Below are 25,047 nucleotides of genomic sequence, written 5' to 3'. Positions count from 1 at the left end.
GTCTCGGGCAGAACACCAGAAAAGTGGTATAGGCATCGGTTCCATGGGTCCTTAACGTCGTGAGCAGGCAGTTCAGGGGGAAATGAAAGAAGGAGACGCGATGACCGCGATCAACGAAGTGCCGACGCGGGCCCACCATGTCCGATCCGGAGAGGGCCGGTCCCTGTGGGTGGTGGGCGACACGTACACCATCAAGGCGACCGGCGACTCGACGAACGGCGCGTTCGCGCTGATCGAGGCCTGGGTCCCGCCCGGTGGCGGGCCGCCTCCGCATGTGCACGGGCGCGAGGACGAGGCCTTCTACCTGCTCGACGGCGAGCTCGAAGTGCTGACCGGACAGTCGACGACCGCCGCCCGCGCGGGGGACTTCGTCTATCTGCCACGGGGGATCGTGCACGGATTCACCAACCCGGGCGTGACTCCGGCGCGCATGCTCATACTGACCGCGCCCGCCGGGTTCGAGCGATTCTTCGCCGAGGCGGGCGTACCGGCCAGGCCCGGCGAGCAGGCACCCCCGCTCGACCCCGCCGACTTCGCCCGCGTCGCCGAGCTCTCACGGGCCTACGGCGCGCACATCGGGGGCCCCGCAGACGGTCCTCCGTCCGGACAGGAGGCGACATGACCAGCACAGATGTCACACCCACCATCACGGCAGACGCCCTCTTCGCGAAGATCGACGGGCGGGAACTGCGCGCGGTCGCCGATCTCTTCGCCGAGGACGCCACCATGGTCTTCGGCAACGGTGAACCGCTCTCCGGCCGCCAGGCCATCCTGGCCGCCAACGCCGCGTTCATGGACACCATCGCCGGCCTGCGCCACCGCATTCTCGACACCTGGGCCGTCGACGCCACGACCATCGCCCTCACCGACGTGACCTACACCCGGCTCGACGCGGGGGAAGTGACCCTGCCCGCGGTGACCATCTGGCGAGTCGGCGACGACGGACTGATCGCGGACCTCCGAGTCGTGCTCGACCTGGCTCGGGTCTACGCGCCCCCTCAATGACGACGAGATCCTCCGGGAGGGCGCGCGCATAAGGGCATGAGGCGCTGGAGTTCGGTCAGAGGAGAGGGACCGCAACACAGGTGAACGTCGTCTCCGGGAGCTGCGGGCTCGTGAAGCGGGCGTTGACGAGGTACAGGCGGTTGCCGTAGCTGGCGGCCGTGGTGGGAACGTCGAGGCGGGCGTCGGTGATCGTGCGGCTCAGGGTGGCGGTGCCGATGTGGGAGTCGAGGTCGAGAACGCTGACCTGGTTGAGCCGGTTCTGGACGACGTACAGGGTGTGGCCGACAAGCAGGAGGCCGTCGCCGTAGGTGAGCGCGGTCGTACCGCTCAGCGTGATCTCGGTGGCCTCACCGGTCTTCAGCGGTACGCGGTAGAGCTTGCCGCCGTTGACGACGATCAGCCCCGTGCCGTCGGGGGTGGGGACGAGGCCGTTGGCGCTGATTCCCGCAGCCGACTGCACCCACTCGCCGCTGATCGGCAGCTCACGGACGTCTCCCGCTCCGCCCCGCGGCACACCGTAGAGGACGGCGCCGTAGGAGTCGGTGAACCAGGCGCGGTCGCCGAGCAGGGCGACGTCGTTGATGAAGTGGCCGGTCGGGTCGGTGAGTTGGTAAGTGGTCACGAGGTCGCCGGTGCGGGAGTCGACGATCCGTGCGGCACCACCGGTGGATCCGGACGAGAGGTACAGCAGACCGTCGTGGTCCACCTTGAGCCCGTTGGTGATTGTGCCGGTCTCACCTGCATGGACGATCGTGCCCTCGCCGGTGCGCAGGTCGGCTCGGTACACGGCACCGTTGGCGCGGGAGCCGAAGTACGCGTAGGGCTTGGCGCCGATGGTGACTCCCTCGGGGAGGAAGCCGTTCGGGAGCGGGAACTCGGTCGGCCACGTGGAAGCCGGCGCGGCGGACGCGGCGTTCGCAGATCCGGCTCCGGCCGCGGTCGCGAGCGTGGCGAGGGCGGCTCCGCCGAGGACGGCGCGACGCGTGGGGCGGGGGTGGTTACGGGGCATGGTTCAGCGCCTCCGAGGACGGTGGGACCCTGGAGTGCACAGCGAACCAGCCGACTCTGAGAGTCAGATGAGGCAGGTCACTCCTCTTCCCGTTCCGGCAGTGGCGAGTAGCGGGTGGGCCCCGGCGTTCGGCCCTCCGGTGGGTAGTCGCAGTCGAGGCTGGAGATCTCGTAGTCGTCGCCCTCGTTCTGCTCCTGGTCGACGACCACCGCCGCGGTGCACACGCGGCCGTGCTCGTCGGTGAACGTGACGATCTCGCTGTGCGTGGCGGTGCCCGCCTCCTGGGGGTGGAGGCGGGCACCTGTCGGGGCGTGGAATCGCGTGGTCAGACTCCCGTCGAGTCCTTCATGTACGGCGACTCCGCCGTGGGCCCCGGTGCAGCCGCGGGCGGTGGCATGGGGCCGCCTTCGCTGAGGCCGAACCGGCCGTGGAGCTTGCGGAGGAAGCCGGGCGCGTACCAGGCCGAGCGGCCGAGCAGGCGCATGGCGGCGGGGACGAGGACGCCGCGCACGGCGACGGCGTCGATGAGGATGGCCAGTCCGCTGCCGAGGCCGAACATCTGCATGAAGCTGATCTTGGAGGTGCCGAAGGCGAAGAAGCTCACGGCGAGCAGACAGGCCGCCGCGGTCACGATGCGTCCCGTATGCCCGAGACCGTCGGCGACGGCGGACTCGTTGTCGTGGCCCGCGTCGTGGAGTTCCTTGATCCGGCTGGTGACGAACACCTCGTAGTCCATCGAGAGGCCGAAGGCGATGCAGAACATCAGCACGGTCATCGACACCTCCATCGGCTGCGCGGTGAAGCCGAACAGGGAGGAGAGGTTGCCGTCCTGGAACATCCAGGTCATGACGCCGAGGGTCGCTCCCAGGCTGATCACGTTGAGGAGCAGCGCCCGCAGCGGTTGCACGACGCTGCCGGTGAACAGGAAGAGCAGGACGAAGGTGGTGAGGGCGACCAGGGCAACGGCGATCGGGAGCCGACTGCTGATGGAGTCCTTGGAGTCGACCAGCTCGGCGTCGACTCCGCCCACCAGGGGCTGTGATCCGGCGGGCGGGGTGACCGCCCGCACCTCGTCGACCAGGCTCTGCGCCGCGTCCGACCGCGGTGCCAGGTCGCTCACCACACTGACCTGCTGTGCGTCGGGCCGGCCGAGGGCGGCGTTGCCCGCACCGGCCGCCGTCGACCCTCCGTCGGCGTAGGTTCCTCCGCTGGTCTCGACGCGGACGACGCCTTCGAGCCCGGACAGTTCGACGGCGTACGTGCTCAACGGGGCCTCGGCGACAGGCTGGTCGATGACGACATGGAGGGCCGCTTCGTCGTTGCCGTTGAAGTTCTCCCGCAGTGCCGTGGAGACCTGGCGGCTCTCCGCGCCCTCGGGCAGGACCCGTTCGTCCGGCGTGCCGAAGGTGATGCCCAGCAGGGGGCTCGCCGCCACCAGCAGGACCGCGAGCACGGGCAGCGCGGTGAGCGCGGGCCGCCGCATGACGGTGCGGGCCAGCCGCCCCCACAGGGAGGCCCGAGCACCGACGTGTCCCCGCTTCACCCACGGAATCCGCCCGCTGTTGACCCGGTGCCCCAGGACGACGAACAGGGCCGGCATCACGAACAGGGTGCTGACGGCTGCGATGGCGACGACACCGACGCCGGCATAGCCGAACGAGCTGAGGAAGTACTGCGGGAACACCAGGAGCGCCGCGAGCGCGGCGGCCACCGTCGCTGCGGAGAACGCGACGGTGCGGCCCGCGGTGTTCACCGTCTGCCTCACGGCGTCGTCCACGCTCAACCCCGCCGCGAGCTGCTCCCGGAAGCGGCTGATCATCAGCAGGGCGTAGTCGATGCCGAGGCCGAGACCCAGAGCCGTGGTGAGGTTGGTCGCGGAGATTGATACGTCGGTGACGTCGGCGAGGAGGGAGAGCTGGGCGAACGAGCCCAGGATGGCGATGATCGCGATGGCCAGCGGCAGCAGGGCCGCGACCACACTGCCGAAGACGAACAGGAGCAGCACGAGTGTCAGCGGTATGGCGATGGTCTCGGCCAGGACGAGGTCTTCGGTCACCTGCGTCGACATGTCGCTGCCCACGGCGGCGCCGCCTCCGGCTCGGACCGTGAGTGCGTTCTCGTACGTCCCGCTGTACGAGGCGATGACGTCCTGTGCGTTCTTCTGAAGTTCTGTCTCGTCGCCCTGCACATGGGCGAGGACGATGGCCTCGCGCCCGTCCCGGGAGCGGAGGTCGGCGCTGCCCGTGTCCCAGTACGAGACGACGTTCGCGAGGTTCTTCTCTCCCTTGAGGTCGACCACCAGATCCTGGCCGCTCTGCCGTGCGGCCGGGGTGTCGACCCGGCCGTCAGGGGCACGGACCAGCAGAACCAGGTTCGTCTCTCCGCCGAACTTCTCGTCGATGACCTTCCTGGCGCGGGTGGACTGGGAGGCCGGGTCGTCGAAGCCGCCCCCCAGCAGCTTGCCGAACGCGCCGGCGCCCAGGGCGCCCATGAGGGCCACCGCCACGACGGCGACGACGAGTACCAGCCGTGACCGGCGAATCGTCAGTTCGGCTATGCGTTCAAACACGCACGATCTCCTTTACGTCCTTGCGGTGCAGGTGAAGGTGAAGACGACGTGAAGCAGACCGGTTTGCGTCGCGGCACCGACGTTAGGGGAGACGGCACGGGCTTTGGCAGTGCCAGATTTACCTGACAGTGTTCAAATTACTGATACATCGCCGGAGTTGGCGTCGTACGGTCGCCCCATGCCCGTAGACGAACGCGCAACGGCCCCGCCCTCCCTGCGTCAGCGACGCCGGGCCGCCGCCACCCGGGAGATCGTGGACGCCGCCGAGCTCCACATCACTGAACATGGCCCCGCGGCCCTGTCCCTGCGAGCGGTCGCCCGCAGCCTCGGAATGACCGTGCAGGCGCTCTACCACTACTTTCCGAGCCGGGACGCACTCGTCACGGAACTCATCGTCGAGGCGTACGACGACCTGGCCGCAGCCGTGCAGACGGCCCTCGACACCGTGGCGGACGACACGGATCTGCCGCGCCTGGTGGTCGCGGCCGAGGGTTACCGCCGGTGGGCCGTCGCCCATCCCGAACGGTTCCAGCTTCTCTACGGAACACCGCTGCGGGACTACGCGGCACCCGTCGAGGGCCCGACCACCCAGGCGATGCGCCGGATGAGCGCGATCTTCCAGCACGAGCTCTTCGGCGGGTTCACCGCGGAGCAACTCGCCGCGGCCGACACCCCCGCGCTCTCGTCCCCGCTCCGGGCACATCTGGCACACCTGTCACCGGACGATCCGGGAGCTCTGCCGCCTCCCGCGACCGCTCTCCTGCTGAGCGCGTGGGGACACATGCACGGCCTCGTCGTCCTGGAGGTGTTCGGGCACACTTCCTTCATCGGCGACCATCAGGCCGAGATCTTCCGCATGGGCATGCGGACCATGCTCACCGACATCCACAGCAGGATCCCCGCACACGTGAGCCGTTAGCGGTCTGCCGACCGCCAACGGCACAGCGCGGACCGGGAGGTGGCGTTCGCGTCAGTCGCTCACCTGCACCACCGCCGTCGACCCGGCCCGCACCGTCGGCGTCGCGTACGTGTACGTCACGCCGCCGACCGTCTTGGTGCGCACGTGCTGCGGGACACCGTTGACGGTGATCTTCTTGTGGACCCCGGGGAAGCGGGCCTCCCAGCGGTAGGTGCCCTTGCGGGCGTTGTTCGTCAGCGTGATCTTCGTCGCGCCGTCGTGCCGTACGGTGACCGTGCTCGTGCCGATGGGTACGTCCGCTGCCTGGAGCCACTTCATGCCGGACGGCAGCCGGGACTGCGTGGTCACCTTGTGGTTCGCCGCGTCCGGTGCGATGCCCATCAGGCCCTCGACGGTCTGGCTGACCAGGGTGAACGACACCTCGGGGTAGTCACCGTTGGGGCCCTGGCTGGAGTTGATGTGCTGGAGCTCCCGCTGCTCGTAGATCTTCTTCATCCACGTCCAGGCGGTGTCGTTGCGGTTGTTCTTGAAGAACATGTCGGGCAGGTACGTCGTCGACTCGATGTTGGGCGACCCCTCAGGACCCAGCTCCTGCACCTGGATGTAGTCGAGATAGGCGTCGTTGCGCGGGCCGGGATCGAGAATCTGCTTCATCGGTACGAAGACGCTGTTCTCCTTGCCCCAGCCGGTGACCGGGGTGCCGGACGTGGTGTACGCGCGGACCATGTCGGCGCCGCTTCCGGTGCCGCTCCACTCGTCGTTGTAGTACGCCTTGAGATCGGCGGCACGCTTGTCGTACGTCCTGGCCAACGCGGTGTCGCCCTTGCCGCGTGCGAGTGTGGCCAGCGCCAGATACGCCTGGTACTGCGCGGCGATGCCGTCCCCGGCCTCGGCGAGGCCGTCGCCGTCCTGCTCGTTGTAGCTGGCGGCGCCGGCGAAGATGCCGTTGCCCGTGCCCTCGGCGACCTCGACCTTGCCGTTGGGCTTGGCGGAGTTGTGCAGGTCGATGAACTCCTCGGTGGCGTGCCGGTAGAAGTCCCACAGCACCGGGTCGTCCACGTATCTGCGGTCGCCGGTCCACAGGTACGCCTGGGCTGCCTTCTCGACGAGTTCGAAGACGGCCGGCACTTCGCGGACGAAGTTGTCCGGGCTCTTGTAGTCGATGCTCAGGTAGGTCTTGGCGTCGAAGTTGAGGGCCCACACCGGGAAGTACTTGTGCTCGGCGGTGGCCGACGACGCGTACGAGCGGAGCATCGTCCTGTTCTCGGTGTCGAGGCCGAGGAGGTGGGCGCCGGCGAGCTGGTGGGTCATGTCGCGGGAGTAGTAGGCGCTGCGGTTGGCGTATCCGGCCCAGTAGGAGGGCCCGTACGAGGCGGTGCCGGTGCCGCCGGTCTGGTACTCGTCGACGTTGATCGGACCGACTGTGCCGGGCAGCTGCACCCAGCTGTTGGCCTTCTTCTTGGCCCAGCGGAACATCTCCACGACCTCGGGGTCGGACGAGGTGACCGTCGGGTCGGCGGGTGCGGCGGGGGAGATCATCAGGTCGTCGACGTTGACCCAGCGGCTGCCGGAGCCGATCACGATCTGTAGCCGGTCTCCGGCCTTCAGCTCGACGCGGCTGACGGTGTAACGGGCGTACGCGTCGCGCTGCGGCAGGACGATCGTGTCGACGGTCTCGCCGTTGCGCCGGACCGTGTACGTGCCGCCGGTGCCGGAGCTCCCGATCCACGCGGAGAAGTCGTAACTGCCGTGCCGGGGCGCTACGAGGGTCAGCTCGGCGCTCTTGCCGGCTCCGGCGTCGAGGTAGAGGAAGCGGGCACCGCCGTGGGAGTTGCCGGTGCCGACCCCGGTGCCGGGACCGAAGGTCCAGCCCGTGCCGCCGTTCTCGAAGCCCGGGTCGGGGATGGTGAGTTGGGGACGGGCGGCGCCGTCTGCCGCCGCCGTAGCCGACAGTGCGGGGGCCATCGGCACGATCACGGCAACAGCGGCGAGCAGCATGAGCCTTGAGCGCTTCATCGTGTCTCCCGGGTCTTCGGTCACGGCGAGCGGACGGGCGGCCGAGTGGTGGCGGCAAGCTAACAGGGGCCGAAGAGACGGTTCAATGGTCATGCACAAGAAACATGGAAGACACGCAGACTCACTGCTATTTTGCTTGGACGATTGAGCTGAAAGTTTTCGTCCAAACATTGCAAGTCAGGGCGGAGGGAACCGTATGAAGGTCGGCATCACCGAGGTCGCGGTCCGGGCGCAGGTGAGTGAGGCCACGGTCAGTCGCGTCATCAACCGGCGTCAGGGTGTGTCGCGCAGGACCCGCGAGGCGGTCGAGGAGGCGATGGCCGACCTGGGGTACGAGCGGCAGACGCGGGGCCAACTCGTCGCGGTCATCACGGAGTTGGTGTCCAACCCGTTCTTCGCCGACGTCTGCGAACGGATCGAGTCCACGCTCGCCCCGCACGGCCTGAAGACGGTCCTGTGCCCCTGCTTCCCCGGCGGAGTGCAGGAGCTGGACTTCGTGACCTCCCTCGCCGACCGGGGCATCGCCGCCGTCGTCTTCCTCTCCGCCAGCAACACGATCGAGGGCGCGGACCCGGCGGCGTACGAGCTTCTGCGCTCCCGCAGGATCCCGTTCGTCGGGGTCAACGGCGAGTTCGAGGGCGGGGGAGAGGCGCCGGTGTTCTCCACCGACGACCTGCTGGCCGCCGAACTCGCCGTCGACCATCTCCACCGGCTGGGTCACCGCCGCATCGGTATGGCTTCGGGCCCGGTCGGCAACCGCCCGGCCGACCGCCGCGTGAGCGGTTTCATCTCCTCGCTCGCTCGGCGCGGGGTGGCGGATCCGGAGCAGTGGGTGGTCCGGCAGTCCTACACCGTCGAGGGCGGCCAGTCCGCCGCGATCTCGCTCCTCGGCCGCGGTGCCACAGCCGTCGTCGCCGCCAGCGACTACATGGCACTTGGCGCGATCCGCGGCGCACGCCGTCAGGGGTACGACGTCCCGGGCGATGTGTCGGTCGTCGGCTACGACGGCGCCATGATCATGGACTTCGTCGACCCCCCGCTCACCACGGTCCGCCAGCCGGCCGACCGCCTGGCCTCGGAGGTGGCCCGCAGCATCCTCGCGCTGGTCGGTAACCGTGACGTCCCCGTCGGCGAGCTCCTCTTCGACCCCGAACTGGTGATCCGCGCGAGTACGGCGGCGCCGAGGGCAGAGTGAGACTCGTCCACACCATTGACCTAGACATCGGATCTATAGACACTCTGCTCGGGGATCTGGTCGGGAAGCCGGGGGCAACTCCCTCTATTCATTGGGTGTTTCGTGATTCTTGGACGCTCCGGAGGGGCGATGTCAAAGTCTCGGTTCGTGTTTCTCGGGTTGGCACTCGCGTTGTTCGGAGGTGCCGCCGGTCCCGTCGCCGCAGTACCAAGTGCGAGACCGGTCGTGGTCGATGTGGACGACTACGGAGCCGACCCCACAGGCCGGACGGACTCGGCGCCCGCTGTCGCCGCGGCACTGCGGCACGCCAAGAGCGTCGATCGGCCGGTCCGGGTCGTCTTCTCGAAGGGCACCTACCAGCTCTACCCCGAACGGGCCGAGACGCGTGAGCTCTACGTGTCCAACACCGTTGGCGCCGACCAGCGTTACCGGGACAAGAAGATCGGGCTGCTCGTCGAGGACATGCACGACGTCACCATCGACGGCGGCGGAGCCAAGCTCGTCTACCACGGCCTCCAGACGGCGTTCGCGTCGATCCGCTCGACCAATGTGACCTTCACGAACTTCTCCTTCGACTACGCGGCCCCCGAGGTCATCGACGCGACCGTCGCCGCCACCGGCGTCGCCGACGGACACGCCTACCGCGTCCTGAAGATCCCCGCCGGCAGCCCGTACCGAGTGAACGGCACGCACATCACCTGGCTCGGCGAGACCAGTCCGGCCACCGGCCAGCCGTATTGGGAGGGCGTCGACGGCCTCCAGTACACGCAGATCCACGACCCCAAGGCGCAACGGACCCGGCGCGGAGACAACCCTCTGTTCAACGACGTCTCCGCGGTCACGGACCTCGGCGGCCGCCGGATCCGGATCGACTACACCACCGCGGCACCGCCGGCCGACGCCGGACTTGTCTATCAGATGCGCCTCATCGAGCGCACGGAGCCGGGCGCCTTCATCTGGGAGTCCAAGAACGTCACGATGCGCTCGATGAACGCCTACTACCTCCAATCCTTCGGTGTGGTGGGGCAGTTCAGCGAGAACATCTCCATCGACAAGGTGAACTTCGCACCCGATCCGAAGTCCGGCCGGTCGACATCCTCATTCGCGGACTTCGTGCAGATGTCCGGCGTCAAGGGGAAAGTCTCGATCACCAGGAACGTCTTCGACGGCCCGCACGACGACCCGATCAACATCCACGGCACCTACCTGGAGGTCGTCGGGAAACCCGGGCCGTCCACCCTCACCCTCGCCTACAAGCACCCGCAGACCGCCGGATTCCCGCAGTTCGCCCCGGGTGACGAGGTCGAGTTCGCCACCAAGCGCACGATGACCCCGCTGGCCGACGCGCACGCCGTGGTCACCGCGGTCGACGGGCCGAGCGGCATGGATCACGACAAGCCGCTGACCACGATGACCGTCACCTTCGACCGGCCGGTCCCCGCCGGGGTCGAGATCGGCGGCACGGTCGTCGAGAACGTCACGGCCACCCCGTCGGTCGTCATCTCCGGCAACGTTTTCCGCAACGTGCCGACCCGCGGCATTCTGGTCACGACCCGCAAACCCGTCCTCATCACCGGCAACCGGTTCGACGCGATGTCCATGGCCAGCATCTACGTCTCCGCCGACGCCTATCAGTGGTACGAGTCCGGGCCGGTCTCCCACCTCACGATCCGTGGGAACTCGTTCACCCGGCCCAGCGGTCCCGTCATCTTCGTGGAGCCGACCAACCAGGTCATCGACCCCGCGAACCCGGTGCATCACAACATCTCGGTCGAGCACAACTCGTTCGACATCGGTGACGTCACCGTCGTCAACGCCAAGAGCGTCGGCGGGTTCGCCTTCACCGGCAACACCGTCCGGCGGCTGGACGGATCGGACCACCCGCCGTACACCTCCCCACTGTTCGTCTTCCACGGCAGTTCGGACATCCGGATCGCGCGCAACCACTACGACAAGGGCCTGAACACCTCCGTGGTCTCGGACTGAGCCCGTTGCACAAGGCCGCCACCCCAGTCGTCCGGTCGGGTGGCGGCAAGAGACCTGTCGCGTTCGACAGGCCGAAACCATCACTTCTCCGCAGCGGCACGGCTCGCCCACAGCCTTGCCTCACTGATCGCCGTTCGCCGCCCAGCGGCGAAGAGGAGAAGTCACGCGATGTTCCACCTGAACCGGCGCGTTCTCAGCGCTCTTGCGGTGTCCGCCGCCTCCGTTCTCGCTCTGTCCGGCTGCGGCGAGAGTGCCGGCAATTCCTCCACGTCATCGGCGCAGGGCGGCAGCACGGACAGCCTCGTCATGGCTGCCGTGCCCGCCGAGAACTCGACCGACCTCAAAGCGTCCTACCAGTCCGTTATCAAGCTGCTGGAGAAGGAGACCGGCAAGCAGATCACGTTCCAGACCGCCACCAACTACGCGGCCGTTGTCGAAGGACAGCGTTCGGGCAAGGTCCAGATCGCCGCGTACGGGCCGTTCTCCTATGTCCAGGCGAAGAGCTCCGGAGTCACGACCACTCCGATCGCCGCCGGCATCGAGACGAAGGGCGCGAAGCCCGGCTACCAGTCCTACGGCATCGTCAAGTCGGGTTCGCCCGTCAAGGACCTGAAGGGCTTCAAGGGCAAGAAGGTCTGCTTCGTGGACCCGAACTCCACCTCCGGCTACCTCTATCCGCGCGCCGGGCTGCTCGAGGCCGGAATCAACCCGGACAAGGACATCACCGCGGTGATGGCGGGCGGCCACGACGCCTCGGTGCTCGCGGTCAAGAGCGGCCAGTGCGACGTCGGTTTCGCCTACGACACCATGGTCGACAAGCAGCTGATCGAGAAGGGCGAGATCGAGAAGGGCGAGATCACCACGGTGTGGAAGTCCGCGGTCATTCCCGGCTCCCCGGTGGCGATCAGCGACGATCTCGACGCGGACCTGAAGAAGAAGATCACCGACGCGTTCCAGAACAAGGCCAACGTCGACTACCTCAAGGCCCACGGCTACTGCACCGGCAGCAAGTGCGAGGTGGACGACGCCGGTGACTGGGGATTCGCGCCGGTGACCGACTCGCTCTACGACGGTGTCCGCAAGGTCTGCGACATCACCAAGGACAAGCAGTGCGTCGAGTCCTGACGTCAGGCGAGCGATCCCCGGAGGCCGGCCGTGTCCCCGAACCCGTGCTGCGATTCGAAGGGGTGAGCAAGCGGTTCGACTCCGATGTGGTCGCCCTCGACAATGTCTCGCTGAGCGTGCGGGCGGGGGAGATGGTCGTTCTGCTCGGGCTGTCCGGGTCCGGCAAGTCGACGCTTCTGCGTCATGTCGACGGGCTCCAGCGGGCCACCGCCGGAACGGTCACCGTGCTCGGCACCGAGGTGGGCCGGGCCGGTGGCGCCGAACTGCGCAGGCTTCGCCGCCGGATCGGATTCGTCTTCCAGCAGTTCCATCTCGTCGGCAGCCTCACCGTCCTCGAAAACGTCTGCACCGGAGCGCTGGGCCGGCTGCGCGGACCCCGGCTCGGCCTGATCAGCTACCCGAAGCCGGTGCGGCGTGAGGCGCTGCGCCACCTTGAGCGGGTCGGTCTGCTCAGCCAGGCCTTCCAGCGGGCCGACACGCTCTCCGGCGGCCAGCAGCAGCGCGTCGCCGTCGCCCGGGCGCTGATGCAGCGCCCCGAGATCCTGCTCGCCGACGAACCGGTCGCCTCACTCGACCCCGAGTCCTCCGCTCAAGTCATGCGGCTCATCAAAGAGATCGGCGAGGAGGAGCGGCTCACCGTCGTGTGCAGCCTTCACCAGGTCGACCTGGCCCTGTCATGGGGGCACCGGGTGATCGGTCTGCGTGCCGGACGCGTGCTGATGGACAGCCCGGTGGCCGGTCTGACACGCGATGAGGCCATGTCCGTGTACGAGCGTCTGGGCGCCGCGGCTCCAGCCGTACTCGCGGCCGGGGCGGGCTGACGCCATGACCGTACAGACCACGCAAGCACCGAAGACACCGCCGCCGACGCAGCCGGTATCGCTGTCCTCCGCGTCGCGGACCCTGGCCCGGCCCCGCGCGGGCGGGGTCGCCGCACTGCTCGTGATGGCCGCGCTGCTCGGCTTCGCCTGCTGGACCTTCGTCGATCTGCGCATCAACGTGGCCACCTCGACGGACAGCGCCTCGAACGCGGTCGACTTCAGCCGGCGGATGTTCCCGCTCGACTTCCCGCCCCTCGGCGAACTGCTGAAGCTGTGCGGGCAGACGATGGCCATCGTGGTGTGCGCGACCGCGCTGTCGGTTGTGCTCAGCCTCCCGGTGGCGGTGCTGGCGGCCGGCAACACCACCCCGCACCCGACGGCACGATTCGCGGCGCGTGGCGTCATCGTGCTGGCGCGGGCCGTGCCGGACGTGGTGCTGGCGATCGTGTTCTTCCGCATCTTCGGCCTGGGCGCGCTCACCGGCATTCTGGCCATGGGCCTGCACTCGGTCGGCATGGTCGGCAAGATGTACGCCGACGCCGTCGAGCAGATCGACGAGGGGCCGCGGACCGCCGTGCGCGCCACCGGCGCCTCGCGCATCCAGCAGCTGATCTCGGGTGTGCTGCCGCAGGTCCTGCCCGCCCTGGTGGCCAACGCCCTCCATCGGCTCGACATCAACCTCCGCGTCTCCGTGGTGCTGGGATTCGTCGGCGTCAACGGGCTCGGTTTCGCGATCGCGGAGTCCCTCGGCTCCCTGAACTACCAGCGGGGCATGGCACTCGCGCTGGTGGTGCTCGTGCTGTGCGTGCTCGTGGAACTGCTCTCCGGTGCGATCCGGCGGGCGCTGCTGCGGAACACCGACGCGGGAAACCGGCGGGCCGCGCCGGGCTGGGTTCCGGCACCGCGCCTCCGAGCGGAGGGTGTGACGCGTCCGCCGGCGAAAACGGCGGCCCCCGACCCGGCGCGCATCAACCCACCCTGGACCCCCCGCCGCGCCAGGCGTGCCGGGTACGCGGTGACGAGCCTTCTGGCGCTGGCCGCCTGCATCTGGGGTGCTGACCTCTCGGCCGGACAGTTCCTCGGCGCGCTGGGCAACATCGTTCACACGCTCGGTCTGTTCTGGCCGCCCGAGACCGGCGGCATCCTGCCGACCCTGTTGACCGATCTCTTCGTGACCGTGAAGATCGCCTTCGCGGCGACGCTGATCGGCGCGGTGCTCGCCCTGCCCATCGGCGCGCTGGCGGCACGCAACGTGTCGCCCTCGCCCGCTACGGCCACGGCGTTCCGGACATTCGTGGTCCTGGTGCGCGGCATCCCCGAACTCGTCCTCGCCATCGTCTTCGTGGTGATTACCGGCCTCGGCGCGGTCGCGGGCGCTCTGGCGCTCGGTGTCGGCGCCGTCGGACTGCTCGGCAAGCTCGTAGCCGATTCGCTGGAGGAAGTGGATCCCGGCGTCGAGGCGGCCGTACGCGCCACCGGAGCGGCGCGGTGGCAGGTCTTCTGGTCCGCGACGCTGCCGCAGGCCCGGCCGGCCCTGGTCGGTCACGTCCTCTACCAGCTCGACACCAACATCCGCTCGGCGACGCTCCTCGGCATCGTCGGCGCCGGGGGCATCGGATTCGATCTGCTCAATGCCTCCAGAGTCCTCGAGTTCGGTGTCGTCACCACCGTGCTGCTGCTCGTGTTCGGCACCGTGCTCCTCGTGGAGCTGCTGGCGGTCTGGCTGCGCCGGATCGTGCGCTGAAGGCAAAGGGAGCGGAAAAAGCGCCATACAACTGTCGGGACTGTTCACTTCCCGGGTCGGGATCGTTGGCTGGCAACAAGTTGTCCGGACGAGTCCGTAGACCACGGTTGATGGTGTGAGTGCGACCAGGTATCTGGAGATCGCGGACCAGTTGGCTGCCGAACTCGACGGCTGTACCCGCGGTACGCGGGTGGCCAGCGAGGCGGACATCGCGCGCCGCTTCGGCGTCGGCAGGGCAGCCGCCCGCGCAGCGGTACAGGAATTGGAACGCAGGTTCGTGGTGCGCCGGACCCAGGGTTCGGGCACCTTCGTCAACCGCCGGATCGACTACGTCATCTCGCGCAGTGCACCGCCGTCGTGGTCGACCACGATCGCGGCGGCGGGCGCCACGCCACGCGCGCTGGTCAAGTCGGTGCGCAGGACGGGCCTGCCCGCTGATCTCGTGGACCGGTTCGAGCGCCCCTCGGGGTCGCCCGTGCACGAGGTGGTGCGGGAGTTCTACATCGACGACCTCCTCGCGTCGTGGGTGCACGAGTGGATTCCCGTGGACGAGGTGCCCGACCTTGATCTGGCCCTCCACGCCGTCGAGTCGGTCGACATGGTGCTGCGTCAGATGGGGCGGGTACGGCCCGTGCGGGCGTGGTGCCGGGTGAGCATCGACGTTCCTCCGGCCGAGGTGCTGGGGGCGCTGCGGATGGAGAGCAGTCAGCCCGCCTGGCTGGTGGAGAGCGTCAGCCGGGACGAAGTGACCGGCACCGTCCTGATGTGCAGCCGCACCTGGACCCGGGCCGACGCGGTGCGCGTGGTGGTCGAACTCGACGAACAGCCCGTCGCACCGGAGAGAAAGGGGAGAAAAGGTGACGCAAGTGTTGAGTAGGGAGCATCGGTGCGCCCTGCTGGCCGAGGCGGAGCGGGAGGAACTCATCGCGCTGGCCGACGACTGTCTCGCGGACGGCACGCGGATACGTGTCCTGGTGGCACCCGAGGTCGGCTGTGTGACCGCGCAGATCCGCGAGCCCGTCCTGGCCCAGCGGTTCCTCCTCGGCGATGTGCTGGCCTGTCGGGCCGAGGTGGAACTCGCCGGCCACCGCGGCTGGGCCATGCGGCTCGGCGACGATCGCGCCGCAGTGCTGGCCGCCGCCGTGCTCGACGCCGAGGTGCAGTCCGGCAGGCCGCGCGCGGCCGAGATCGACCAGCTGTGCGAGCGCGTGGCGGTCCGCCGGGAACAGCGCGAAGTCCAGGAGTGGGCGGAACTCGCCCCGACCGTCGTCGAGTTCGAGGAGCTGACGTGACCGAGGCGGACACCGTGACCGTGGCAGAACGGTCGCCCGGCCCCCCGGAGACCGCGCAACTGGTGACCGCCGCGAAGCCGACGCCGGCGCAGGCTCAGGGCGTGTTCCGTGCCGTACTCGACGCGCTCGCCCGGCCGGGCTTCGTCACCCGCTATCCCGCGGACGTGCCGGGCACGGTTCCCACCGCCCTGCTGCCGGTCCTCGCGCTCGCCGACCTCGGCACCGGGTTCTGCGTTCTGGAGGACGGTGTGCAGCGCTGGTCGGACGTGGTGAGCGTGGCCACGAACGCTCCCGCGGTCCCCCTGGAGGCCGCCCGACTGGCCGCGGCCGTCCGCCCCGTGACACCGGACGAGATCCGGCGACTGCACCGGGGCAGTGCCGAGGCACCGGAGGACGGCGCGCTGCTGTGCCTCCCGGTGTCCGACCTGCACGGCGGGGCCCGGAACTGGCGGCTGTCGGGTCCCGGCATACCCGGCGAGCTCGTGGTCGCGCCGCACGGACTGCCGGCCGGGATCGTCGAGGCACGGGCCGAAGCGGTCGCGGGATTCCCGGCAGGTGTCGACCTGCTGTTGGCCACGCCGGACGGGCGCGTACTCGGCCTGCCGCGCAGCACGACCCTCGTAGAGGAGGACTACTGATGGGGTACTCGGGAGCACGCGGAGGTCTTGAGGCGATTCTCGCCGCGGAGGACCTGGTCCGCCGCAAGCGTGACCACGCGCCCTCACCATGGGCGTCGACAGAGCAGATCACCAGCCGGTTCCGGCTCGCCGTCGACCGCGTGATGGGTGAGGCCGGGCTCTACGACGAAGCGACCGCCGCCGCCGCGTTCCGCCAGGCCGAAGGGGACACGCTGGAAGCCTCGCACCTGCTGCGGGCCAAGCGGTCCACCCTTCCCCGGCTGGCGATCAGCGAACCCGTCGACCCGGACGAGATGGCGATCCTGCGCCGCATCGTGCCGGCGTTCCGCCAACCGGACGGCCCGCAACTGCTCGGCCGTACCTCCGACTACACCGGGCGTCTCCTGGAGCAGCCGACCGGGCCCCCCGGGCAACTGCCGGAGCGGGAGAGCCGGGACGGCGAGCGGCGCACCGACGAGCAGCGCCGACCGCGCCGGTTCCTCGACCTGCTCAGGAAGCTGGACCTGGTCGAGGAGCAGCCGGCCCACGACGACCCGGAGCCGCACGACATCACCAGGAAGCCCGCCCGGCCCCCCGCCGAGCGCTCCGCCGTGCTGGCGGCCATGGCCCGGTCCGAGACGGGAGCCCTGGTGGCGCTCTGGTACCGGTCGATCCTCGGCCCCGACGGAGACGTCCACGAGATCACCCTCGGTGAGCTTCGGCACGGACGGCTGCCCCTGCGCGTGCGCCATCCGCACACCGGAAACCCGGTCGCCGTCGGCGAATTCCGGGTCACCGAGGCCGAGGCCATCGAGGATCTGGACGGTGCCGACGAGGACCGTACGCGCTTCGACGTCGGCTACGGGCTGTGCTTCGGGCACAACGAGCGCAAGGCGATCGCCATGGCCAACCTGGACATCGCCAACCGCCGGTTCGGCCGCAGCGGGCCGCTGGAGCAACTGCTCCTGATGACCATCGACGGCCTCGACTCCGGTGGCTTCCTGGAGCATCTGAAGCTCCCTCACTACGTCACGTTCCGCTCGATGGTCGAGCGCAAGCAAGCCATGCGGGCCGCCGCCGAGGCGGGCGAGGACCCGCCCGCGCGGATCGCCGAGCCTGCCGGAAAGGACTGCCGATGACGACCACGGCACACACCTCCGCGATCGGCATGCTGGTCGGCGAGGCCGACGCGGGCAGCCCGCCCGCCGGACTCCTCGACGAGAGCGCGAAGCGTGAGATCCGCCGAGCCTCGCTGACCGCGGTCTGCGTCCCCGGCTATCAAGTCCCCTTCGGTTCCCGGGAGATGCCCGTGGCCCGCGGCTGGGGTTCGGGCGGTCTCCAGGTCACACTGGCGGTGATCGGCGCCGACGACACCGTGAAGGTGATCGACCAGGGCGACGACGCCGGAGTGAACGCCACCAACCTGCGCCGGCTGATCGCGCAGACCACGCGCTGCGGCGAGTCGGCCGACACCAGGGAGGCCACCGTGGTGCAGACCCGCCATCGCGTCCCCGAAGAGGCGCTGGGCGCTCAACACGTGCTGGTCTACCAGGTCCCCGTGCCCGAACCGCTGCGCGGAGTGCAGAAATCGGTCGCCGAGTGCGCCCGCATGCACGCCGAGGGCGACTACTCCGCGATGTGGGTCAGTCTCTACGAGGACATCGTCCGCAACGGCATGATCACCGCGAGTACCGGATACCCGGTGCTGGTCGGCGGCCGCTACGTCATGGCGACCAGCCCGATCCCACGCTGGGACGTCCCCCGGCTGCACCGGTCCCAGCACCTCAACCTCTTCGGCGCGGGCCGCGAGAAACGCATCTACGCGGTGCCTCCGCACACCGACGTCCGGCCGCTCACCTTCGACGACGTCCCCTTCGAGGTCGAGCACACACCCGGCGCGATCTGCAAGTTCTGCGGCAGCGACGACGTCTACCTCGTGGACGCCGGCACCGAGGGCAACCTCGCCTGTAGCGACACCGAGTGGTGTGCGCGAGTGCAGGAGCAGGACGCCGACACGGCCGCGCACCGTCGCCGGGCGCCGATGGATCTGCTGCCCGCCCCTCAGGCCCGGGCGCGCCGCTCCACCCCGCCGCCGGAAGCGCGTACGGACGAACGAGCCGAATCCCCGCGCCGGACCTCAACCGCGGGCCCCGAATGGGCCCTGCGGGTCGAAGGCATCGGCAAGGTCCACGGCTCCGGTGGCGCGGCAGCGGTGCCCGGGACGGGACCGGAGCACGGCACCGCCATCAGCCCGGCCACCGGTGCGGTGGTGGCGGCCTGGGACGTCTCCTTCGACGTGGCCCCGGGCGAAGCCCTCGGCGTGATCGGCGAATCCGGCTCCGGCAAGTCGACCGTGCTGCGCTGCGCGGTCGGTGACGAGCCGGCCACGGCAGGCCGGGTTCACCTGGCCACGGTCGACGACGGTATGTCCGACGTACTCGAACTGCCCGCCGCCGTACGACGACGGCTGCGGATCGGCACGATGGCCGTCGTCCACCAGGACCCGGCCGCCGGACTCGACCTGCGCGTCTCCGCAGGCGGCAACATCGCCGAACGCCTCACCGCGGCGGGCCGGCGCGGCTACCACGACATCCGGCGCCGGGCCGCCGAACTCCTCGACCGGGTCGAAGTGCCGCTGGCCCGGATGGACGACCCGGTGCACACCTTCTCGGGAGGGATGCGGCAACGGGTCCAGATCGCCAAGGCGCTCGCCACGGAACCGCCCGTGCTGCTGCTCGACGAACCGACCACGGGCCTCGACGCCTCGGTCGCCGCCGGAGTACTCGACCTGCTGCGCAGCCTGCTCGCCGAGCGCGACGTCGCCGCGGTGGTGGTCAGCCACGACTTCTCCGTCATCGAGGCGCTGACCGACCGCACGCTCGTCATGCAGCTGGGCCGGGTGGTCGAACAGGGCCTGACCGACCAGCTCTTCCACGATCCGCACCATCCCTACACGCAGCGGCTGGTCGCCGCGGCACGGAGGTGAGCCCGGTGGACAACGCCGTTCTGTCGGTGCGCGCACTGCGCAAGTCCTTCACCCTGCACAGCATCGACGGCCGGACCGTACCGTCGCTGCACGGCGTCGATCTCGACGTACACGAGGGGGAGCACGTCGCTCTCGCCGGCCCCAGCGGGGCGGGCAAGTCCTCGCTGCTGCGCTGTGTGTACCGCACATATCTCCCGGACTCCGGTTCGGTGCTGCTGCACACAGCGGCCGGTCCGGTCGAGCTGACCGAACTGCCCGACCGCGAGATGGCGCGGCTGCGCGGCCGGGAGTTCGGCTACGTCTCGCAGTTCCTCGCCGCCCCTCCGCGTACCGGGCCGCTGGAAGTGGTCGCCGCGATCGCCCGGCGGCGCGGACTCGATCGTGCCGAGTCGCGGGATGCCGCGGCCGCCGCACTGCGGCGACTGAACCTGGACGAGGCCCTGTGGGACGTCGACTGCGGTGTCCTCTCCGGCGGTGAGCGCCAGCGGGTGAACCTCGCCGCCGGTACCGTCGAGCCACCCCGGCTGCTGCTGCTCGACGAGCCGGTCTCGGCGCTGGACCCCGCCAACCGAGAGGCCGCACTGGAACTCATCGATTCACTGGCGGGACAGGGCGTCGCGGTCCTGGCCGTCTTCCACGACATGGACGCCATCCGGCGGCTCGCCTCCCGCGTGGTGTTCGTCAGGGATGGCCTGATCGCACGGCAGGGCACGCCTGCCGAGACACTGGAGGAAGCCGCATGAGTATGGGCCTTGCCCAACCCCTCGCACAGGGCTGGACCCTGGGCGCTCCGCCCGCCGACTACGTGCTCGGGCATGTACGTGCCGTGCTCGCGGACCGGGTGCTGGACAACGCGTTGGTGGCGGTCAGGGACGGCAGGATCGCCGCCGTCGAGCCGCATCCGGCCGGCGTGGAAGCCGACGTGGACGGCCAGGGCCTGCTCTGCCTGCCCGGCTTGGTGGATGTACACAGCGACGGACTGGAGAAGGAACGGCTGCCCCGACCGGGAGCCGAACTACCCCTGGAATTCGCCCTGTTGTCGTTCGAGGGCAAGCTGCGCGCGGCCGGCGTCACCACGGCGTTCCACGGCGCGGCGTACGAGCAGAGTCACGGCCGTGGGCTGTTGCGCAGCGTGGAGACCACGGAGCAGATCTGCCGCGTGGTCGAGGGCCGTACGGACGGCATGGTGGACCACCGGATCCTGCACCGGCTCGACGTGCGCTGCCCGGAAGGCCTGGCAGCGCTGCGCCGAAGGCTCGACTCGGTCGACGGCGTCGCCCTCGTCTCGCACGAGGACCACACGCCGGGGCAGGGGCAGTACGCCGACCGCCGCTACTACGAGAAGTACCTCATGGGCACGCGCGGCATGTCGGAGGACGAGGCCCGCGACCATGTCGACCGGCTGATCGAGGACCGGGACGGCCGGCTGGACATCCGGGAGGAGGCGCTCGACTGGCTCGGTGAGCGGGCCACGGCGGGCCGGATCCGGCTGCTCGGCCACGACCCCAGCTCCGCCGAGGAAGTGGCGGCACTGCAAGAGCGCGGCGGTGACGTGGCCGAGTTCCCCACCACCCTCGCCGCGGCCGAGGCCGCCCGCGAGCGGGACATGCCCACGGTGATGGGCGCCCCCAACGTCCTGCGCGGACACTCGCACAACGGCAACGCCTCGGGCCGGGAGCTGGTGTCCCGCGGCCTGGTCGGCGCCCTCGCCTCGGACTACCTGCCGTCGGGCCTGCTGGCGGCGGCGCTGCTGCTCGCCGCGGAAGGCCTGACCACGCTGCCCGCCGCCGTCGGGCTGGTGACCTCCGGGGCCGCCGAGGTGGCCGGATTGCCGGACCGGGGCCGGCTCGCGCCGGGGCAGCGGGCCGACCTGGTGCTGGCCGCGCCGGGCCGTCCCTGGCCGGTCGTCGCCGCTGTGCTCCGGGCCCGTACGACCGATTCCGCCTACGTGTCGCAGGAGACGCGATGAGCACCAAGATCATGTGGCCCGTCCCCGCACCGCAGCTGCCCGCCGGCGTCCATCCCGCGCTGGCCGATGCGACACAGGCGGCCGTGGCTGCCTTCCGGACCGCCCGCGAACGGTACGACCGCGCCCAACTGGCCGAGAAGGTCCAGCTGGGTGCGGACGGAACGCCGACGATGCGACTCGACATCCTGGTGGACACCGCCATCGCCGAGGTCGTCGACGCGCACCGGATCAACCTGCTCAGCGAGGAGCTCGGCAGCATCGACAACGGCTCGGCGGTGACGCTGGTCACCGACCCGGTGGACGGTACGGCGAACGCCGCGGCCGGGGTCCCGCTGTCGGCCTTCGCCGGAGTCGTCGCCGTCGACGGCGCGCCGGTCGAGGCGCTCACCTGCTGGCTGGACACCGGCCGCTGCTGGCACACGGTGGCAGGGCAGCCCTCGGCGTACCGCACCAACGGACGCACGCAGCTCGACGGCGCGGCGGTGAGCCTGCTGCGCCCGCAGAAGCACATCGCCGACGCCTGGTGGCGGGTTGCCGAGCGGGCGGCCCGGATCCGGATCCTGTCGACCAGCTGCCTCGAAGCGGCCCTGGTCGCTGAAGGGTCGACCGACGCGTTCGCCGACGCCGGCTCCGACACCCACAGGATCGTCGACCTCGCCGCCGCCATGGTGACCGTACCCGCGGCCGGCGGAGCGGTGATCGACGTCCACGGACGACCGCTGGAGATCGACACCGACCTCACTCGTCGCTGGTCGGGGGTGGTGGCGGCAACACCCCAACTGGCGGAGGAACTGGCGGACACCATCCGCGGGCAGGGATCCACCACGGAGGAATCATGAGCAGGCTCACCAGCGCACGACTGGCCGAACTCATCGACGGCCTCGCCGGACTTCCCTACGGGGGAGAGGCGGTCGACCAGCGCACCCATGCACTACAGACCGCCCGGTTCGCCGTGGACGCCGGCGCGGACGACGAGCTGGTGGTCGCCGCCGCGCTGCACGACATCGGCAGGGCAGGGCCTGTACGCGCCGAACACCCGGGCCTGCCGCACGAGTTGGCGGGCGCCGCCTTCGCCCGACAGCACCTGAGCGAACGCGCGGCGTGGATCATCGGGCAGCACGTGCCGGCCAAGCGCTACCTCGTGACCATCGATCCCGCCTACCACGCCCTGCTCAGCCCGGCATCGGTCGCCTCGCTCAAGCGTCAGGGCGGCCCCATGGACGAGCAGGAGGTCGCCGACTTCCGAGCACACCCCATGGCCGCCGACGCCGTAGCGCTGCGCCGCTGGGACGACGCCGCCAAGGACCCCAACGGGCCGGTGCTGAGCATGGCCCAGCTGCTGGCGGCCCACGAGCGGTGCGGCGCTGCTCGCTCCACCGCTGTCAGGACACGGTGACAGATGGGGAACAGCTGTGCCACATGATCGTCAACCGGGCCCAGGGCCAGGCAAGTTGCTGCATAGCATCGTGCAAACGCATGGCTGGCGGTTGATGGCAGGGGGGACTTGTGGTCGGGCATGACGTCGGTATTCGGGATGGGCATGTGTGCCTCGATGCCTTTCTGGTCCGTGCGGCCCCGTGCATTCCGACGCTAGATCGCTCCGCGGCTCGGCAAGCGTGCCGATTACACCGATCCAGTGATCGATTTACAGAGTGATGAACCGGATTTTCCCTTGTACATACCGGCCATTACCTCGCCGTGGCGGTCCTTCCTGGCGGCCGACGACCTCGGCCGAATGGATGCAATGCGGCTTATTCATTAGTTCGGTTACCGTCGGAGTCATGACGACCGAGGGTGTGACCAGAGGCGCGACGCTGTTGGGGGAGCCGCTGCCGGTCGAGCTGATGAACACCGTCACCATGGACCGCGGGCGCACCTACGACGCTCTCGACAGCGATGCCGGTGCCACCGCCTGGCTGCGCGCGGTCGCCGACCGATTCCGCACCGAGGCCGGGATCGACGCCGGTGAATTGGACGAGGACGCGGTGCGCCCGGTCGCCGCAACACTGCGCGCGTTGCGCGACGCGCTGCGCAGACTGGCATCGGAGGCGACCCGGGATCCGCGCCCGCCGGCCACCGCCGCGGAGTTCGCGCGACCGGAGGCGATCAGCACGCTGAACGCGCTCGCGCAGGCCTGGACCGAGCTCGTCTGGCCCGCCGACGGGCCACCGTCACGTGTCTACCGGGGCTCCGGAACGGCCCCGGACCTCGCGGTACGGCTCATCGCGCACCAGGCCGTCGACCTCTTCGCCGGACCCGACCTGGAGCGCCTGCACCCCTGCCCGGCACCGAACTGCCCGCTCTTCTTCGTCAAGAATCACGCGCGCCGCGAATGGTGCTCCCCGGTGTGCGGCAACCGTGCGCGTGTAGCCCGGCACTACCACCGCCACCACGCGGCCCTCCTCCCCGGTCTTCGTGGTCGTCAACTCCCCGCGGATGCTGGGCTTCCGGCCGACGGCGCGAGAATGTCCCCGGTACTGGACCGCAGGGGGGAACCGCGATGAGTGACGTGGCGCAGCCGGTGGACCGTACGGTCACGTTGCGGCGTGTGAGCGTCAGGCAGTCGTCGCGGCTCGGTCGGACTCGCTGCGAAGAACGCAGAATTCGTTGCCTTCGGGGTCGGCAAGGACCGCCCAGCCCGAGCCGTCGGGATTTCGGTGATCGGTGACGAAGGTGGCACCGAGGCCCAGGAGCCGTTCCACCTCCTGCTCACGCGAGGTCTCTGGGCGCAAGCAGAGGTGGATCCGATTCTTGATCGTCTTGGTCTCGGGTACCTGGTTGAAGTACAGCACCGGGCCCTCCGCCAGCATTACCTGAGTCTCCAGGGCACCTGGCTCGTCCTCCGGATGCAGCGGACGACCGGTGACCCTGCTCCAGAACAGAGCCAGCTCGTAGGCATCCGCACAGTCGATCGCCACGTTCTGCAATACCGAAACCATGCGCCCGAGTCTTCCCCACTTCCACCCCCGGCGGCGACGTGGCTCAGGAGACGCGGGCCACTCCCGAGTAGATGCCGCTGGCTTCCGGTTCCGAGGTCGGCGTCGGCTGGACCCACTCCGTTGCCGTCACCAGACCGGGCGGAACGAGATCCAGGCCCTCGAAGAAGCGCTCCACTTCCGGTCGGGTACGGAAGCCGAGCTGGATGCCGCCCTTGGCGTACTCGGCGGTGACCTGTGCGGCGAGTTCCGGAAACAGGTCGGACGCGGCGTGTGACAGCACCAGATAGCTGCCCGTCGGAAGCGTGTCGACCAGGGCACGGACTATGCCGTGGGCGTCCTGCTCATCGGTGATGAAGTGCATCAGCGCGATGAGCGACAGTGCGATCGGGCGGTCGAAGTCCAGGACGTGTCGGGCGTGCTGGACGATGTCCTCGGGCCGGCGCACATCGGCCTGGATGTAGTCGGTGGCTCCCTCGGGGCGGCTGACCAGCAGTGCCTCGGCGTGGCGCAGCACGATCGGGTCGTTGTCGGTGTAGACGACGCTCGCCGACGGCACGATGTTCTGGACGATCTGGTGGAGATTGGGCGCGGTGGGAATGCCCGTGCCGATGTCCAGGAACTGATCGATGCCCTGCCCGGCGAGCCAGGCTGCCGCCCGGTGCATGAACTGACGGTTCTGCCGAGCGGCGTCCCTGGCCTCGGGCGGCAGTTTCTCCCCGACTGCCTCGTCGACCGGGTAGTTGTCCTTGCCGCCGAGCAGCCAGTCGTACACCCGCGCAGGGTGCGCCCTGCTGGTGTCGATCGGCAGAGACGGCTGTGGGTTGGTCGTCATGGCAGCTCCATCGCGCCCGTGAA

24 protein-coding genes are annotated in these 25,047 nt (G+C 69.6%); 18 read left to right on the top strand and 6 right to left on the bottom strand.

Going from position 1 to position 25,047, the window contains the following annotated elements; translation table 11 throughout:
* Window positions 1–100: 100 nt before the first annotated feature.
* Both KCH87_RS02685 and KCH87_RS02680 read left to right on the top strand, forming a co-directional pair.
* On the top strand, window positions 101–622 hold the full coding sequence (locus tag KCH87_RS02685) for a cupin domain-containing protein (RefSeq protein ID WP_210583711.1): 522 nt from the start codon (window positions 101–103) through the stop codon (window positions 620–622).
* Window positions 619–1,005, top strand: coding sequence for a nuclear transport factor 2 family protein (locus KCH87_RS02680; RefSeq protein ID WP_210583710.1), 387 nt, complete (start codon window positions 619–621; stop codon window positions 1,003–1,005). The genes KCH87_RS02685 and KCH87_RS02680 overlap by 4 nt, the downstream gene beginning before the upstream one ends.
* A gap of 55 nt (window positions 1,006–1,060) precedes the next feature.
* Here KCH87_RS02680 and KCH87_RS02675 read toward each other — a convergent pair whose 3' ends face one another.
* From KCH87_RS02675 to KCH87_RS02665, 3 genes are all read right to left on the bottom strand, one after another.
* Window positions 1,061–2,014: an SMP-30/gluconolactonase/LRE family protein gene (locus KCH87_RS02675; protein ID WP_210583708.1), complete on the bottom strand. Its 954-nt coding sequence runs from the start codon at window positions 2,012–2,014 to the stop codon at window positions 1,061–1,063.
* 77 nt (window positions 2,015–2,091) lie between these two features.
* Window positions 2,092–2,238, bottom strand: coding sequence for a hypothetical protein (locus tag KCH87_RS02670; protein WP_247195561.1), 147 nt, complete (start codon window positions 2,236–2,238; stop codon window positions 2,092–2,094).
* Between the two features lie 101 nt (window positions 2,239–2,339).
* Window positions 2,340–4,583 carry an MMPL family transporter gene (locus KCH87_RS02665; protein ID WP_210583706.1) on the bottom strand — a complete coding sequence of 748 codons (2,244 nt, stop codon included), beginning with the start codon at window positions 4,581–4,583 and terminating at the stop codon, window positions 2,340–2,342.
* A gap of 178 nt (window positions 4,584–4,761) precedes the next feature.
* Here KCH87_RS02665 and KCH87_RS02660 point away from each other — a divergent pair, with 178 nt between their 5' ends.
* Complete coding sequence (locus KCH87_RS02660) at window positions 4,762–5,502, top strand: TetR/AcrR family transcriptional regulator (RefSeq protein ID WP_210583705.1); 741 nt, start codon at window positions 4,762–4,764, stop codon at window positions 5,500–5,502.
* Window positions 5,503–5,553: 51 nt separating this feature from the next.
* Here KCH87_RS02660 and KCH87_RS02655 read toward each other — a convergent pair whose 3' ends face one another.
* The gene (locus tag KCH87_RS02655; RefSeq protein WP_247195560.1) at window positions 5,554–7,518 is read right to left on the bottom strand and encodes a hypothetical protein; all 1,965 of its coding nucleotides are present in this window, start codon (window positions 7,516–7,518) and stop codon (window positions 5,554–5,556) included.
* Window positions 7,519–7,714: 196 nt separating this feature from the next.
* Here KCH87_RS02655 and KCH87_RS02650 point away from each other — a divergent pair, with 196 nt between their 5' ends.
* The 15 genes from KCH87_RS02650 (at window position 7,715) to KCH87_RS02580 (ending at window position 23,757) form a co-directional block, all read left to right on the top strand.
* The gene (locus tag KCH87_RS02650; RefSeq protein ID WP_210583703.1) at window positions 7,715–8,713 is read left to right on the top strand and encodes a LacI family DNA-binding transcriptional regulator; all 999 of its coding nucleotides are present in this window, start codon (window positions 7,715–7,717) and stop codon (window positions 8,711–8,713) included.
* Between the two features lie 225 nt (window positions 8,714–8,938).
* On the top strand, window positions 8,939–10,699 hold the full coding sequence (locus KCH87_RS02645) for a glycosyl hydrolase family 28-related protein (protein WP_308298731.1): 1,761 nt from the start codon (window positions 8,939–8,941) through the stop codon (window positions 10,697–10,699).
* Window positions 10,700–10,867: 168 nt separating this feature from the next.
* Window positions 10,868–11,824 (top strand): phosphate/phosphite/phosphonate ABC transporter substrate-binding protein, encoded by a 957-nt coding sequence (locus KCH87_RS02640; protein WP_210583699.1) that lies wholly within the window; start codon window positions 10,868–10,870, stop codon window positions 11,822–11,824.
* Window positions 11,809–12,645 carry a phosphonate ABC transporter ATP-binding protein gene (gene phnC, locus KCH87_RS02635; RefSeq protein WP_308298730.1) on the top strand — a complete coding sequence of 279 codons (837 nt, stop codon included), beginning with the start codon at window positions 11,809–11,811 and terminating at the stop codon, window positions 12,643–12,645. The genes KCH87_RS02640 and phnC overlap by 16 nt, the downstream gene beginning before the upstream one ends.
* A gap of 4 nt (window positions 12,646–12,649) precedes the next feature.
* Window positions 12,650–14,389, top strand: a complete 1,740-nt coding sequence (gene phnE, locus KCH87_RS02630; protein WP_210583698.1) for a phosphonate ABC transporter, permease protein PhnE — start codon at window positions 12,650–12,652, stop codon at window positions 14,387–14,389.
* Window positions 14,390–14,504: 115 nt separating this feature from the next.
* Window positions 14,505–15,266 (top strand): GntR family transcriptional regulator, encoded by a 762-nt coding sequence (locus KCH87_RS02625; protein ID WP_210583695.1) that lies wholly within the window; start codon window positions 14,505–14,507, stop codon window positions 15,264–15,266.
* On the top strand, window positions 15,259–15,681 hold the full coding sequence (gene phnG, locus KCH87_RS02620; RefSeq protein ID WP_210583693.1) for a phosphonate C-P lyase system protein PhnG: 423 nt from the start codon (window positions 15,259–15,261) through the stop codon (window positions 15,679–15,681). The genes KCH87_RS02625 and phnG overlap by 8 nt, the downstream gene beginning before the upstream one ends.
* Entirely contained in the window at window positions 15,678–16,319 is a 642-nt protein-coding gene (gene phnH, locus KCH87_RS02615) for a phosphonate C-P lyase system protein PhnH (protein WP_210583691.1), read from the top strand. Before phnG ends, phnH begins: the two co-directional genes overlap by 4 nt.
* Entirely contained in the window at window positions 16,319–17,437 is a 1,119-nt protein-coding gene (locus tag KCH87_RS02610) for a carbon-phosphorus lyase complex subunit PhnI (RefSeq protein ID WP_210583689.1), read from the top strand. Before phnH ends, KCH87_RS02610 begins: the two co-directional genes overlap by 1 nt.
* Window positions 17,434–19,284, top strand: a complete 1,851-nt coding sequence (locus KCH87_RS02605) for an alpha-D-ribose 1-methylphosphonate 5-phosphate C-P-lyase PhnJ (protein ID WP_210583687.1) — start codon at window positions 17,434–17,436, stop codon at window positions 19,282–19,284. The genes KCH87_RS02610 and KCH87_RS02605 overlap by 4 nt, the downstream gene beginning before the upstream one ends.
* Before the next feature lie 5 nt (window positions 19,285–19,289).
* Entirely contained in the window at window positions 19,290–20,027 is a 738-nt protein-coding gene (locus tag KCH87_RS02600) for an ATP-binding cassette domain-containing protein (RefSeq protein WP_210583685.1), read from the top strand.
* Entirely contained in the window at window positions 20,024–21,253 is a 1,230-nt protein-coding gene (locus KCH87_RS02595; protein WP_210583683.1) for an alpha-D-ribose 1-methylphosphonate 5-triphosphate diphosphatase, read from the top strand. The genes KCH87_RS02600 and KCH87_RS02595 overlap by 4 nt, the downstream gene beginning before the upstream one ends.
* Complete coding sequence (locus KCH87_RS02590) at window positions 21,250–22,092, top strand: inositol monophosphatase family protein (RefSeq protein ID WP_210583681.1); 843 nt, start codon at window positions 21,250–21,252, stop codon at window positions 22,090–22,092. Before KCH87_RS02595 ends, KCH87_RS02590 begins: the two co-directional genes overlap by 4 nt.
* Window positions 22,089–22,649, top strand: coding sequence for an HD domain-containing protein (locus KCH87_RS02585; RefSeq protein WP_210583679.1), 561 nt, complete (start codon window positions 22,089–22,091; stop codon window positions 22,647–22,649). The genes KCH87_RS02590 and KCH87_RS02585 overlap by 4 nt, the downstream gene beginning before the upstream one ends.
* A gap of 385 nt (window positions 22,650–23,034) precedes the next feature.
* Window positions 23,035–23,757: an ABATE domain-containing protein gene (locus KCH87_RS02580; RefSeq protein ID WP_247195558.1), complete on the top strand. Its 723-nt coding sequence runs from the start codon at window positions 23,035–23,037 to the stop codon at window positions 23,755–23,757.
* A 51-nt stretch (window positions 23,758–23,808) separates the two neighbouring features.
* Here KCH87_RS02580 and KCH87_RS02575 read toward each other — a convergent pair whose 3' ends face one another.
* Together KCH87_RS02575 and KCH87_RS02570 are read right to left on the bottom strand one after the other, a co-directional pair.
* Entirely contained in the window at window positions 23,809–24,192 is a 384-nt protein-coding gene (locus KCH87_RS02575) for a VOC family protein (RefSeq protein ID WP_210583677.1), read from the bottom strand.
* Window positions 24,193–24,235: 43 nt separating this feature from the next.
* Entirely contained in the window at window positions 24,236–25,024 is a 789-nt protein-coding gene (locus KCH87_RS02570) for an SAM-dependent methyltransferase (RefSeq protein ID WP_210583675.1), read from the bottom strand.
* Window positions 25,025–25,047 lie beyond the last annotated feature (23 nt).

This window comes from Streptomyces sp. GESEQ-35 (assembly GCF_017948485.1).
GTDB lineage: Bacteria > Actinomycetota > Actinomycetes > Streptomycetales > Streptomycetaceae > Streptomyces.
This window is presented reverse-complemented; position numbering and strand designations above follow the sequence as displayed.